General features: G+C 55.3%; 12 protein-coding genes. 7 read left to right on the plus strand and 5 right to left on the minus strand.

Translation table 11 applies throughout. The annotated features are described in order from the left end of the window. Positions 1 to 200: 200 nt before the first annotated feature. The gene (gene tyrS / locus ABMA60_RS16955) at positions 201 to 1,394 is read right to left on the minus strand and encodes a tyrosine--tRNA ligase (protein WP_392805617.1); all 1,194 of its coding nucleotides are present in this window, start codon (positions 1,392 to 1,394) and stop codon (positions 201 to 203) included. A 130-nt stretch (positions 1,395 to 1,524) separates the two neighbouring features. On the opposite strand from tyrS, the gene ABMA60_RS16960 reads away from it, so the two are divergent. Next, positions 1,525 to 2,814, plus strand: a complete 1,290-nt coding sequence (locus ABMA60_RS16960) for a peptidoglycan DD-metalloendopeptidase family protein (RefSeq protein WP_392805620.1) — start codon at positions 1,525 to 1,527, stop codon at positions 2,812 to 2,814. 50 nt (positions 2,815 to 2,864) lie between these two features. On the opposite strand, the gene ABMA60_RS16965 is transcribed toward ABMA60_RS16960, so the two are convergent. From ABMA60_RS16965 to ABMA60_RS16980, 4 genes are all read right to left on the minus strand, one after another. Next, on the minus strand, positions 2,865 to 3,305 hold the full coding sequence (locus ABMA60_RS16965; protein ID WP_392805623.1) for a hypothetical protein: 441 nt from the start codon (positions 3,303 to 3,305) through the stop codon (positions 2,865 to 2,867). A 10-nt stretch (positions 3,306 to 3,315) separates the two neighbouring features. Further along, positions 3,316 to 3,666 carry an iron-sulfur cluster insertion protein ErpA gene (gene erpA, locus ABMA60_RS16970; protein WP_392805626.1) on the minus strand — a complete coding sequence of 117 codons (351 nt, stop codon included), beginning with the start codon at positions 3,664 to 3,666 and terminating at the stop codon, positions 3,316 to 3,318. Positions 3,667 to 3,772: 106 nt separating this feature from the next. Next, on the minus strand, positions 3,773 to 4,270 hold the full coding sequence (locus ABMA60_RS16975; RefSeq protein WP_392805629.1) for a polymer-forming cytoskeletal protein: 498 nt from the start codon (positions 4,268 to 4,270) through the stop codon (positions 3,773 to 3,775). Between the two features lie 7 nt (positions 4,271 to 4,277). Then, complete coding sequence (locus ABMA60_RS16980; protein ID WP_392805631.1) at positions 4,278 to 5,036, minus strand: DUF6776 family protein; 759 nt, start codon at positions 5,034 to 5,036, stop codon at positions 4,278 to 4,280. A gap of 293 nt (positions 5,037 to 5,329) precedes the next feature. On the opposite strand from ABMA60_RS16980, the gene ABMA60_RS16985 reads away from it, so the two are divergent. The 6 genes from ABMA60_RS16985 (at position 5,330) to ABMA60_RS17010 (ending at position 12,353) form a co-directional block, all read left to right on the plus strand. Beyond that, positions 5,330 to 6,937, plus strand: coding sequence for a chloride channel protein (locus tag ABMA60_RS16985; RefSeq protein ID WP_392805633.1), 1,608 nt, complete (start codon positions 5,330 to 5,332; stop codon positions 6,935 to 6,937). Beyond that, positions 6,937 to 7,368 carry a protoporphyrinogen oxidase HemJ gene (gene hemJ / locus ABMA60_RS16990; protein ID WP_392805636.1) on the plus strand — a complete coding sequence of 144 codons (432 nt, stop codon included), beginning with the start codon at positions 6,937 to 6,939 and terminating at the stop codon, positions 7,366 to 7,368. The genes ABMA60_RS16985 and hemJ overlap by 1 nt, the downstream gene beginning before the upstream one ends. Positions 7,369 to 7,591: 223 nt before the next feature. Beyond that, positions 7,592 to 8,878 (plus strand): glutamate-1-semialdehyde 2,1-aminomutase, encoded by a 1,287-nt coding sequence (gene hemL, locus ABMA60_RS16995; protein WP_392805638.1) that lies wholly within the window; start codon positions 7,592 to 7,594, stop codon positions 8,876 to 8,878. Positions 8,879 to 9,090: 212 nt separating this feature from the next. Then, entirely contained in the window at positions 9,091 to 9,675 is a 585-nt protein-coding gene (locus ABMA60_RS17000) for a GbsR/MarR family transcriptional regulator (RefSeq protein ID WP_392805640.1), read from the plus strand. 117 nt (positions 9,676 to 9,792) lie between these two features. Then, positions 9,793 to 11,382, plus strand: coding sequence for an ABC transporter substrate-binding protein (locus ABMA60_RS17005; protein WP_392805643.1), 1,590 nt, complete (start codon positions 9,793 to 9,795; stop codon positions 11,380 to 11,382). Positions 11,383 to 11,393: 11 nt separating this feature from the next. Continuing rightward, positions 11,394 to 12,353 carry an ABC transporter permease gene (locus ABMA60_RS17010; protein WP_392805646.1) on the plus strand — a complete coding sequence of 320 codons (960 nt, stop codon included), beginning with the start codon at positions 11,394 to 11,396 and terminating at the stop codon, positions 12,351 to 12,353. The last annotated feature ends 6 nt before the right edge of the window (positions 12,354 to 12,359 follow it).

Raw genomic sequence — 12,359 nt, forward strand, 5'->3', positions numbered from 1 at the left:
GAAGATTCAGATTTTTTCTTTTCAAAACAGGCACTTAGAAAGCACCGAACCAAGAGAAGAAAGACTGGAAAACTTCGCTCCCCAACCGCGCTCAGCGGCGAGGGAGGCGTATAATAGTCTTTTTGCGGCCGCTGTCAACGGCCGCCATGGGGAAAGTTGAAAGAAAGATGACAATCAACAGAAAGGAGCGTCCACGAATCTTATTTTAAGGTGACCCGAGCCAGTTTTTTCTTGCCAGCCTGAATCAAATAATCACCAGCGCCCAACTTCAAACCAGCCTCGACTACTTGCCAGTCAACTTTGACGCGGCCGTTTTTCAACATGTCACGCGTTTGCGCCGCGTTTGTGGCCAGTCCCGCCTGATTCACGATGGCGGATATCGGCAACTCTGCTTGATCACCCAACTCCAAAACCACTTCCGGCGTGTCTTCCGGCACCTCGCCTTCGCGCACAATATTACCTGCCCCTTTATGGGCGTTGGCGGCCGCTTCATCGCCATGGAAGCGAGCGACCAGTTCGCGCGCCAGTTCGATTTTGATGTCGCGAGGATTAGCACCCTCATTTATTTGATGTTTCAGCGAATCGATTTCGTCCAACGTTTTAAAGGACAACAATTCGTACCAGCGCCACATCAATGAATCAGGAATCGAAACGATCTTCTGGAACATAGCGCCCGGGCTTTCAGTGATACCAACATAGTTACCCAGCGACTTGGACATTTTTTTCTCGCCGTCCAGCCCTTCCAACAAAGGAGTCATCATGACCACCTGAGGTGTCTGACCTTCGGCTTTCTGCAATTCGCGCCCGACCAGCAGGTTAAAGCGCTGATCGGTTCCGCCCAGCTCGACATCGGCCTCCAGCGCCACAGAGTCGTACCCCTGAACCAGAGGATAGAGGAACTCGTGAATAGCAATGGGCTGGTTGGATTTATAGCGCTTTTTAAAGTCGTCCCGCTCGAGCATCCGCGCCACACTGTGCTGGGCGGCCAGCTTGATCATGCCGGCAGCACCCAGCTTGTGCATCCACTCTGAATTGAACCGGACTTCGGTTTTCTCCGGATCCAGAATTTTAAACACCTGCTCTTTATAAGTTTCCGCATTCTGCGCAACTTCTTCGGGCGTCAGTGGCGGACGGGTCGCATTCTTGCCCGATGGGTCACCAATCAGGCCAGTGAAGTCACCAATCAGAAAAATGACGGTATGGCCGCGCTCTTGGAATTGGCGCAACTTATTAATAAGAACCGTATGGCCCAGGTGCAAATCCGGTGCGGTTGGATCAAACCCCGCCTTGATGCGCAGCGGGCGACCGCTTTTCAACTTTTCAACCAGCTCGTCTTCCAGCAGAATCTCTTCGGTTCCGCGTCGAATTTCCGCCAGTGTCTGCTCCAGAGACATGAAGGACCCTCAAAAGAATTTACATATAAACAGAAGACGTATTATATCAGTATGTGCTATCAGTTAGCACTCGACGGATCTACTGTTAAGATATTAGATTAACTTTACGAGCCAATTACCTGTTTTCAAGATGATCAGTACGCTCCTATACCGCATTCAAGCCTTTCCTCGCTGGCACGCTATTGGTGTTGGCAGCCTCACTGCGTTGATGCTGCTATTGACACTTTGGCCCGCCACCAGTGAATCCGTCATTGTCGAGATTCCCGCCCGGCTGCAATTGCAGTCATCGCCTCCGGCTGGGGATTCAGCCGATTCCTTCAGCCGCGTTGCAGCGGAGGTTCGCCCTGGTGATACCTTGTCGACGCTGTTCGAACGAGCGGGCGCGGGCGTCAGCGTCCTGTATCGTATGCTGGCCGATGATGAGATCAGCCATTCGCTCGATCGCATCTACCCAGGACAATCCTTCAGTTTCGGTTTTGACAGCACGGAAACACTCAGAGAAGTCACCTTCAGCGAATCACAAATGATTCAGCACCGCATCACGCTGGGGGATGAAAGCTTCGAACTTGAACAAATTGTTCGCGAACCGGAAATCCACACCCGCTTTACTCAAGGCTCTATCGATACCTCCCTCTACCTGGCAGGCAAAGACGCCGGCCTCAGCGACAATATGATCATGGAATTGGCGACGCTGTTCGGGTGGGACATCGATTTTGTGTTGGATATCCGCTCCGGCGATTCATTTTCACTGATCTATGAAGAGCACTTCCTGGACGGTAAAAAGCTGAGCGATGGCCCTATCTTGGCGGCACGCTTCATTAACCAGGGCCGTGAAGTAACCGCTATTCGTTATACCGATGCTGGCGGTCGTACCGATTACTACTCGCCCAACGGCGACAGTATTCGCAAAGCTTTCCTGCGTACTCCGATGGATGTTTTCCGAATTTCTTCGGGTTTCAACCTTAACCGGCGTCACCCCGTACTCAATACCATTCGGGCCCACCGTGGCACCGATTATGCCGCACCGACCGGCACCCCAATCAAAGTGACGGGCGATGGCAAAGTTATCTCCGCCCGTCGCAGCAGCAGCTATGGCAACGTGGTGGTGGTTCAGCACGGCGGCGGCATGCGCACTCTTTACGCCCACATGAACCAGTTCTCCCGCTACGCCCGAGTCGGCAACCGGGTCAGCCAGGGGCAGATTATTGGCTATGTAGGGTCCACCGGCCTGGCTACCGGCCCACATCTGCACTATGAGTTCCTGGTAAACGGTGTACACCGCAACCCACAAACCGTGCCTCTGCCCACTGCCCAGCCACTGGAAGAGCAATACCTGACGGCATTCCAGGACTTCGCATCCAACATGATGGGCCAGCTAGATGTCTTTAATGGCAACTACGCTCAGGCCAACAGCGACTGATCCCAGTCGCTATCTCAGCTCTCCACAAACTTGGTTTATCGGGCTATCGATCAGAAATGGTCATAGCCCTGTTTGAGCAATTGTTGCTCAACAGCGGGACCATAAGGAACGGTAGAAACAAAAGGCGGTAACTGATCCGCCGACACGGCATTATCACGCATCCAGGTTTCACACACCTGCACATCAATGACGTTATAGGCATCCAGGCGAGCAGCCTGATCAACCAGCGCTCTGTTGGTGGAGTAGTTTGCTTTGAGGAAAGCTCGCGTCTCGTCTCCGTGCAGGATTAACGCGATGGGGCTTTGGCTGGGGTAACCCTCGGCGGAATCAAGCAAGGATTCAGCACGCCCTAAAATCGTCGACACTTCTTCAGGCGTATGCGCCTGCAAATAGGCAACCCAATGCTCGTCAGTTGCATTTAGACTCGGCGTTTCGGCCTTGGCCAAGCCCAACTGCAACACCAGCGTGAACGCAGCCAGTCGCCGAAGCATGAATCTGGAGTTAGATAGAGAACGAGGATCCGCAGCCACAGGTTGTCTCCGCAGCCGGATTATCAATAGTGAAGCGGCTACCATCCAGCCCTTCGGTGTAGCTCACCGTTGAGCCATGCAAATACTGCACACTTAATGAATCGACCAGAAACCGCACACCTTCACGCTCGATCACAGTGTCATCGTCGGCCAGTTCATCATCAAAGGTAAATCCGTATTGGAACCCAGAGCAGCCGCCGCCGGTGACAAAGACCCGCAGCATCAGTTGCTCATTACCTTCTTCTTCAACCAACTGACGGACTTTGATGGCAGCCTGGTCAGTCACCAGCAAGGCATCATCTTGAATTGCAGTTTCAGTCATCACCATTACTCAATCATCAGTCTGCCAACACAAGCCTGCGCAGTGCAGGCCCGCTGTTGCACGACGAGATCAGGGCCATGAAACCGTTTTTCAATGGCCCCTACGCTTACTTGAGTGTAGAACTGCCAGTCGGTGTCGTTTTCGGCTTGTTGTCGCTAGCCCCAGGACCAGACTGAAGGTTCGCGGCCGGAGACGACAAACCCGTGGCGCTGTTAGAGCTTGTGTCAGCGGTATTTTCGGACGCCGCTGGTTTGGCCTTCTTGCTCTTATCGGTCGCCACGTGCAACAACTTACCGTTGACCTTGGCGCCCATGACCATTTCCATCATGACGTAATGAACGTCACCGGTGACCACCGCTTTTTTAGCCAGCTCAATATGTTCGGAAGAGTAAACGTCGCCTTTGACTTCGCCATTGATGACGATGTTGGGGGCACGAATCTCACCTTCCACCAAGCCTTTGTCGCTGATACGCACCGCAGCACCACTGTCCGGATCGGCCAGGATATTGCCTTTGATACGTCCATCGACATGGAGGCCTCCCGAAACCCGGATGTCACCGTTGATTTCGGCCTTTACTGATATAAGAGTTACGTCGTTAGCCACTGTTTTCTTATTGCCCCACATTGTTTCCGTTCTCCAAATCCGACCAGCTATAAGCGCGTTCTACCCGAGCGGAACGATTGCCCACTGCTTGCGCCACGACTTGAATCTGGTCGGGAATGAACCCTTCCGGTAACACTAAGTCACCTGCGATTTCTTGAAAATAGCGGTATCGAAAACGGATATCTACCTCATCCACATCATCCGATACATCGGCGAGCGTCATCGCAACTCGCTCACCGTTCTGGCTACCCACGAGGTTGACGCCAACAAATCCCTGCAAATACTGAGAGTTATTGCCAACCTGAGTCAGCATCAGATTATACCGATAGCGATCCGGTGAACTGGTCGGTTCCAAACGGACTTCCTGTACACGCAGACCTTCGGCATTCATTGAAGGCGCCATAATGCCTTGATAAAGCGTCACTTCTTCTTCAAGGCGAGCAATTCTATCACTAAGCTCCCGATTCACCTGGCGGACTTCTTCGGTGGCCTGACGGTCCACATCCGAGCCCCGCTCCAGCGTCGCCACCCGCAAACGCAACTCTTCACTGCGCTGTACCGATTGTCGTAAAGCGGTTTGCAATCGATTGCGCTCGGCAACCAAATCGACCTGAGCATCAAATCCAGCTTGGCGACCATACAGGTAAGCGCAATACACCACCAGGACCAGAATCACAGTTCCAATCGCTGAAACGACCCTACGTCGCCAGGGTTGATAAGGCACGACCGACATCCGGTCAAAGCGCGACAGCTGTTCTTTCGCCATTAGGACTCCAAGGCCAATGAAGACATCCAGTGCAACTTGCAGCGTAGCGCACCAATTACCAATGCGTATCACTCAAGGCACGACAGCACTGACCGGCTGTAACCGGTGACCCCAAGGGTCGTGGCAATCAATGCGTAAGCCCCCTATGATAAGGGCCGATCGAAGCCAGTGACAAGCCGCCCTCCATGCCAAATACTCGCTTTACGTTGTTTCGTACCTGGCTGAGTAGGCCTGAAAGTTTGTTGGTACTGGTGTTACTCGGCATGGTTACCGGAGTCGCAACCGGACTCGTTATGACTGGCTTTTTGCTGTTGCTCAATAGCTTGCTCGGCCTGCTCAACGGCGACTCTTTGGAAGATTTTGAATCCCTTTCCCTACCCATGCGCTTTGCGCTTCCTTTACTAGGCAGTCTTGTCCTGATCGCACTCTATCGATGGACGCCTAGCCGGGTTCACAATGTGGGCATCGCTCATGTGATTGATCGCCTGCAGCGCGGTCGCGGCAAATTGGCCGCCGGTAACGCCTTCTTTCAATTGGCCGCCGCCATAGTGGCATTGGGTAGTGGCCATTCGGTCGGCAAAGAAGGTCCAGCGGTGCATATCGGTGCTGGCATTGCCAATCAGCTGGGACAACGCACCCACCGGGTTCCAAGCCAGCTCCGTTTGCTGATCGGTTGTGGTACAGCGGCGGCGATTTCGTCAGCGTTCGATACGCCCTTAGCCGGTGTTTTATTTGCCATGGAAGTGGTGCTGATGGAGTACAGCCTGCTCGGCTTCACGCCCATTATAGCGGCGGCCGTAACGGCTTCGGCGACCAGTCGCTGGTTAATCGGCGAACACCCCAGTTTTATCGCCATTGAACTGCAATCTGCGCACATTTCTGATTGGCCATTGCTGGTGCTCACCGGCCTGGCAATCGGCCTGCTGGCAGTAGCCTTTCACCATCTGGTTCGATTAATGCAACGGCATGGCCCGGCGCGGCGCTCAACCCGTTTGCTGCTCGCCGGTTTGCTGGTGGGCAGCCTGGCGACGCTGGTTCCGGAAATTCTCGGCTCCGGTTTCGATACGGTTAACCAAACCCTCAGCGACCCTCAGCCCTGGCAAATTCTGGCGTTAATACTAATCGCCAAAATAATTGCCACCGCCTGTGCCGTAGGACTGGGCATCCCTGCCGGCGTCATCGGCCCCATCCTCGTTATTGGCGCCTGCGGTGGTGCTCTTATGGCAGCCGTTCTGCCTGCCTCCGATATGGCGCTCTATGCACTACTGGGTATGGCCGGCATGATGAGCGCCGTACTGCATGCGCCGCTGGCTGCACTGGCAGCGGTATTGGAGTTATCACTCAGCGCTCAGGCGATGTTTCCGGCGATGATCGTTGTGCTGTCGGCCAACCTGGTTTGCCAGCACGGGTTCCGGTTGCCATCGTTGTTTCGCGGCATCCTTGAAGCTCAGGGACTGTCGATTCAGACTCACCCGGTGCGCACGGCTCTGGCGCAACGTTATCTGTCGGAGCTGGGCACTCGGCAGTTCGACAGCTGCGATCCAGCCACCGAAAGCGAACGCATCGCCACTCTGGCTAAAAGTCCTTATCGATGGGTGGTATTACAACTCGATAACAAAGCTTACCTGCTGGCGCGCGAACGACTGACCGCCTGCCATCAGGATTGGATTCAACTGGAAGCCGACATACGGCCACCCTTCGCCGAGGCGGTTCAATCACTGATCGGTCCATACAGCCGCCTACACCCACTGACAGAAGACATTACCCTGCTTGAAGCCGTCAAATCCCTGCAACAGGAAGAGACCGCCGGTTTCTTACTGCCGCTGGATGATGGCAACACCGGACTGGTCACCCGTGCGCAACTGGTCTCGGTACTCACCTCAGAAGGAGACATCCAATAATGCTGTATCTGTGGCTTAAGGCCTTCCACATCATGACCGTCATCACCTGGTTTGCGGGCATCTTTTATCTGCCAAGGTTATTCGTCTATCACGCCATGGCCGAAGACGAGGCCAGTAAGGAACGCTTCAAGATCATGGAGCGCAAACTTTATCGCGGCATCATGACACCCTCGATGGTGCTGGCGCTGGCCTTTGGGATCGGCATGCTGTTCACCGCCAGCGGACAAGTCTGGCTGAGCATGGGTTGGTTGCACGTCAAGCTGGCGCTGGTGCTGGCTTTGATCGGTTACCACCACGCCTGTGGCCGCCTGGTACGCGCTTTCGCAGCGGACGCCAATCGACATTCACATCGCTGGTTCCGCTGGTTCAATGAAATGCCGGTCATTGCCCTGGTGGGTATTGTGCTGCTGGTGGTGCTAAAACCCTTCTAATCACACTGTCGAGCAGACACAAAAAAAGGCCAACGACCGCCAGGTCGTTGGCCAATGACTACCTATCAACTAGACAATCCCCAGATCATAAAATCTGACGATCAGCGCGAGTCTAGACGCTAAACGCCACTGACTCCAGAGCCAGGGCAGCGCCTGCGTTTGCCAGAGTTGAGTCGAAACAGGACAATGGCCGGCATCGCATAACCAATAGGCAATACAGACCATGACCGATTCCTTTGCGGCGCTGTTCGAACGCGCCCAGAAAGTCATCCCCGGTGGCGTCAATTCACCCGTGCGTGCGTTCAAGGGCGTCGGCGGCACCCCCGTCTTTTTCAAGCGCGCCGAAGGCTCCCGCCTGTATGACACCAACGACAAGGCGTACATCGATTACGTCCTTTCCTGGGGACCGCAAATTCTCGGCCATGGCGATGAAAGCGTGCGCGCGGCCATTCACCATCAGGTTGATCAGGCTCTGACCTTTGGTGCGCCCAGTGAACTGGAAACGCTGATGGCAGAAAAAGTCTGCGCCCTGGTACCGTCCATCGAAAAGGTACGCATGGTTAACTCCGGTACCGAAGCCACCATGTCGGCCATTCGGCTGGCACGTGGTTTTACCGGGCGCGACCTGCTGGTGAAATTCGAAGGCAACTATCATGGTCATTCCGACAGCCTGCTGGTCAAAGCCGGCTCCGGCATGTTGACCACCGGCGTACCCACTTCGCCCGGCGTGCCGGCCAACATCGCCGAGCACACCCTGACGCTGGAATACAACAATGCCGAGGCCGTGCGCAGCTGTTTTGCCGAACTGGGCGAGCGCATTGCAGCGGTGATCGTCGAACCCGTCGCCGGCAATATGAACTGCGTCTTGCCCGAGGCGGGCTTCCTGGAAACCCTGCGCGAACAGTGCGATCAAAGCGGCGCTGTGTTGATCTTCGATGAAGTAATGAGTGGTTTCCGCGTTGCCCTCGGTGGCGCTCAGCAATACTTTAACGTCAAACCCGACCTGACTACTTTGGGCAAAGTCATCGGCGGCGGCATGCCGGTTGGCGCCTTTGGTGGCCGAGCCGACATCATGGATTATCTGTCACCGGTCGGACCGGTTTACCAGGCGGGTACCCTGGCCGGTAACCCAGTTGCCATGGCTGCCGGACTAGCCGTGCTGAACCAGATTGATCAGCCCGGCGTGTACCAGCAACTCACCGATCGCACCACAGCCCTGACCCAAGGCATGCGCGACCTGGCCAAGGCTGCCAACATTCCATTCACCACCAATGCCGCTGGCAGCATGTTCGGCCTGTTCTTCAGCGAAGAAGAAACCATCAGCCGCTTCAGCCAGGTGATGGCCTGCAACAGCGAACGCTTTAATCGCTTTTTCCACGCCATGCTCGACCAGGGTATTTATTTGGCGCCTTCCAGCTTTGAAGCCGGCTTTATGTCGTTGTCGCACAGCGAAGAAGACATCGAACGAACCCTTCAGGCTGCTCAAAACGCTTTCAGCCAACTGTCCTAACACCAGCCAGTTAAATGCAGATGGCCACCAGTAGGTGGCCATATTCCGAATTTAGCGCTTTTCGAAGACATTCCCTCCCAAATCCTGCTTGTTCAATACCAATTGATTCTTGAGTAACGGTTCACATCTGAGTTCAGTCTGGTAAGGTGAAAAACGTTTAAAAAATACTGAACGTTCAGAACACTGGATTTTTCCGGATTTGGATCCGAACCATGTCACCATCGACGCCTTCACAAGCCAGAACCGAAGACGACACCCTGTCGCTAGATGATCGCCTGGAAGCAACCCGCGGTCTGGTCGTGGATGCCATCGCTCAGACGATGGACCACTATGGCGTCAATGCCTCTACGGCTTTGCTTTATGGCCTGATGTATTTTCACAACGATCCCATCACGCTCGATGAGATGTGCGACAAGATGGGCATGAGTAAGGCCAGCATGAGCACCGGCGTGCGCAAGCTGCAAGACAACCGCATGGTGCACCGGGTATTTCGTCCCGGCAGTCGCAAAGACCTCTACCGCGCCGAAGAAGACTTTCATAAAAACTTCATCAACTTCTTCTGTCGACGCTGGGAAGAAGAAGTCACCATCAATAGCAAAGCCATCGCAGCGGCGGAACGCCAATATCAGGCATTACTCGACGACCCCAACCTGGACGCCAAGACCGAACGCGAAATTGAACGCGATCTTGCCAAGATCGACGAATCCAAGCATTACTATCATTTTTTGGAAAAGCTCATCGCTCGTAGTGAGTCCGGTGAGTTATTCCGCTGGTTGGCCGACGACTCCCCCGGTTAGCCCGTTCTACGCAAACTATTAGATTGGATGTTCAGCGCTTGCCCAGGCAACGCACTGGCCAATCCAGCCCATAAAAAAAACTGCGCGATACGGAAACAACAACGAGGAGATAGGACGATGTCCAACGAACTGAATTTTTTGACTGAACAGGCCCGTCGAGGCCGCATTTCCCGCCGCGACTTTCTCGGCCGCGCCATGGCATTGGGTATGGCCTTGCCTTTCGCCAGCAGCGTTTTTGCCGACGCCGTTTCCGGCACACCAATCAAAGGCGGTTTGCTCAAGGCCGGCATGCAAGGTGGCTCATCAACCGACAGCCTGGACCCGGCGTCCTGGACCAGCCAGGTGCAATTTATGTTTGGTAAGTCCTGGGGGGAATGTCTGACCAACGTTGCCCCCAATGGCGATCTGGTGCCGCGTCTGGCTGAAGAAGTCCGCTCATCCTCCGATGCCAAAACCTGGACGTTTAAACTGCGTCAGGGCGTGCTGTTCCACAATGGCCAGGAAATGACCGCTGCCGATGTCGTGGCCACTTTAGAGCGGCACTCCGACGAAGCCTCCGAATCAGGCGCACTGGGTATTATGCGTGGCCTGGCTGACATTCGCGCCAATGGCAAATACGAAGTCGTGGTGACCACCACCGAAGCCAACGCCGACCTGCCTTACCTGTTCTCCGATTACCACCTGATGATCCAGCCCAATGGTGGCAAAGACGCGCCGGACGCGGGCATCGGCACCGGCCCATACAAGGTCACCGAGTTCGAACCGGGCGTGCGCCACAGCGCTGAACGCTTCGCCGATTATTGGAATCTCGATGAATGGGGCCACGCGGCGGAAATCGAAATCACCGTCATCAACGATCCGACCGCTCGAATGGCTGCACTGCAAAGCGGCCAGGTACATATGATCAACCGCGTTGAACCGCGCGTTGTCGACATGGTGAAACGCCTGGCCAATATTGAAGTTCACAACGTCTCCGGCCCGGCTCATTACGTCTTCCCAATGCATTGCGACACCGCTCCGTTCAGCAACAAAGACCTGCGCATGGCGTTGAAACTGGCGATGAATCGCGAAGATATGGTGGAGCGCATCCTGCGTGGCTATGGAAGTGTCGGTAACGACTTCCCGATCAACAGCGCTTACCCTCTGGCGCCAACCGACATTCCGCAGCGTGAATTCGATCCAGACCAGGCGCGCTTCCTGTACGAGCGTTCCGGCCACAGCGGCCCCATTGTGCTGCGCACCTCTGACGTTGCCTTCCCGGGCGCCGTCGATGCCGCTCAGCTCTATCAACAAACCTGCGCCCAGGCCGGCATCAACCTGGAAGTGGTACGCTCACCGGGTGATGGTTATTGGTCTGACGTCTGGAACAAAGAGCCGTTCTGCGCCTCTTACTGGAGCGGTCGTCCGACTCAGGACCAGATGTACTCCACCGGCTACGTTTCCGGCGCCGACTGGAACGACACCCGCTTCTTCAATGAGCAGTTCGACCAACTGGCCGTTCAGGCTCGCGGCGAACTGGATCAGACCAAGCGCGCCCAGATGTACCACGACATGGCGATGATTCTGCGTGACGAAGGTGGCTTGCTGCTGCCGATGTTCAACGACTACATCGAAGCGCATAACAACCAGGTTCAGGGTTGGGTCGATCATCCGCAGTTTGAGATGATGTCCGGCTTCGCACTGAGCCGCTGCTGGTTGAGTGCCTGAGCGACCAAACCATGAACCTAATCGTCGCAAGACTGATCGCCCAGCGCCTCGCGCTGGGCGTCTTACTGCTGTTCGCTGTTTCCATCCTGATCTTTGTTGGCACCATGATGCTGCCGGGCGACGTCGCCCAGGCCATCCTGGGTCAGTCCGCTACGGATCAGGCGGTTGCCAATTTACGCGCCGAGCTAGGGCTGAACGATCCAGCCTGGATGCGTTATCTCGACTGGCTCGGTGGCATCCTGACCGGCGACCTGGGAACCTCCCTTTCCAACGGCCAATCCATTGCCGACTCTTTGCTGGGTCGTGCTGGCAATACTTTCTTCCTGGCGTTCTGGACGGCGCTGATTGCCGTTCCTCTGGCTATTTTGCTGGGTCTGGTGGCGGTGCGTTACCAGAACCGCTGGCCAGACAGAGTCATTTCCGGGGCGACCTTAACCACCATTTCACTGCCCGATTTCTTTATCGGCTACCTGCTGATCTACTTCGTCGCAGTCAAACTGGGTTGGTTCCCGAGTGTGTCCACCGTCTACGACGGCATGCCTTTTGTGGAACGCATGCGCGCCATCGCGCTGCCGGCATTCACGCTGACGCTGATCATTCTGGCGCACATGATGCGCATGACCCGCGCCGCCATTTTGAATGTCATGCAGTCGGCTTACATCGAGACGGCCGAACTGAAAGGGCTGGGCGGACTGAAGATCATCTGGCGTCACGCCTTTCCCAACTCCATCGCACCGGTGATTAACGTCGTTATGATCAACCTGGCGTTTTTGGTAGTCGGGGTGGTGGTGATTGAAGTGATCTTTGTCTATCCGGGCATGGGCCAGTACCTGATCGACCACGTGGCCAAACGCGACGTCCCCGTCGTTCAGGCCTGCGGGCTGATCTTCGCCACCGTTTATATCGGTCTGAACATCATCGCCGATGTGGTGTCCATCCTCTCCAACCCGCGCTTGCGGCATCCGAAGTGAGGCGCA

It is taken from the genome of Saccharospirillum sp. HFRX-2 (assembly GCF_043196805.1).
In the GTDB taxonomy this organism is placed as follows: Bacteria; Pseudomonadota; Gammaproteobacteria; order Pseudomonadales; family Natronospirillaceae; genus Saccharospirillum.

Excerpts from the sequence above, each read along its gene's own strand:
- tyrS (WP_392805617.1), bottom strand. The coding sequence starts at position 1,394 with ATGTCTCTGGAGCAGACACTGGCGGAAATTCGACGCGGAACCGAAGAG.
- ABMA60_RS16960 (WP_392805620.1), top strand. The coding sequence starts at position 1,525 with ATGATCAGTACGCTCCTATACCGCATTCAAGCCTTTCCTCGCTGGCAC.
- ABMA60_RS16965 (WP_392805623.1), bottom strand. The coding sequence starts at position 3,305 with ATGCTTCGGCGACTGGCTGCGTTCACGCTGGTGTTGCAGTTGGGCTTG.
- erpA (WP_392805626.1), bottom strand. The coding sequence starts at position 3,666 with ATGACTGAAACTGCAATTCAAGATGATGCCTTGCTGGTGACTGACCAG.
- ABMA60_RS16980 (WP_392805631.1), bottom strand. The coding sequence starts at position 5,036 with ATGGCGAAAGAACAGCTGTCGCGCTTTGACCGGATGTCGGTCGTGCCT.
- ABMA60_RS16985 (WP_392805633.1), top strand. The coding sequence starts at position 5,330 with ATGACTGGCTTTTTGCTGTTGCTCAATAGCTTGCTCGGCCTGCTCAAC.
- hemJ (WP_392805636.1), top strand. The coding sequence starts at position 6,937 with ATGCTGTATCTGTGGCTTAAGGCCTTCCACATCATGACCGTCATCACC.
- hemL (WP_392805638.1), top strand. The coding sequence starts at position 7,592 with ATGACCGATTCCTTTGCGGCGCTGTTCGAACGCGCCCAGAAAGTCATC.
- ABMA60_RS17000 (WP_392805640.1), top strand. The coding sequence starts at position 9,091 with ATGTCACCATCGACGCCTTCACAAGCCAGAACCGAAGACGACACCCTG.
- ABMA60_RS17005 (WP_392805643.1), top strand. The coding sequence starts at position 9,793 with ATGTCCAACGAACTGAATTTTTTGACTGAACAGGCCCGTCGAGGCCGC.
- ABMA60_RS17010 (WP_392805646.1), top strand. The coding sequence starts at position 11,394 with ATGAACCTAATCGTCGCAAGACTGATCGCCCAGCGCCTCGCGCTGGGC.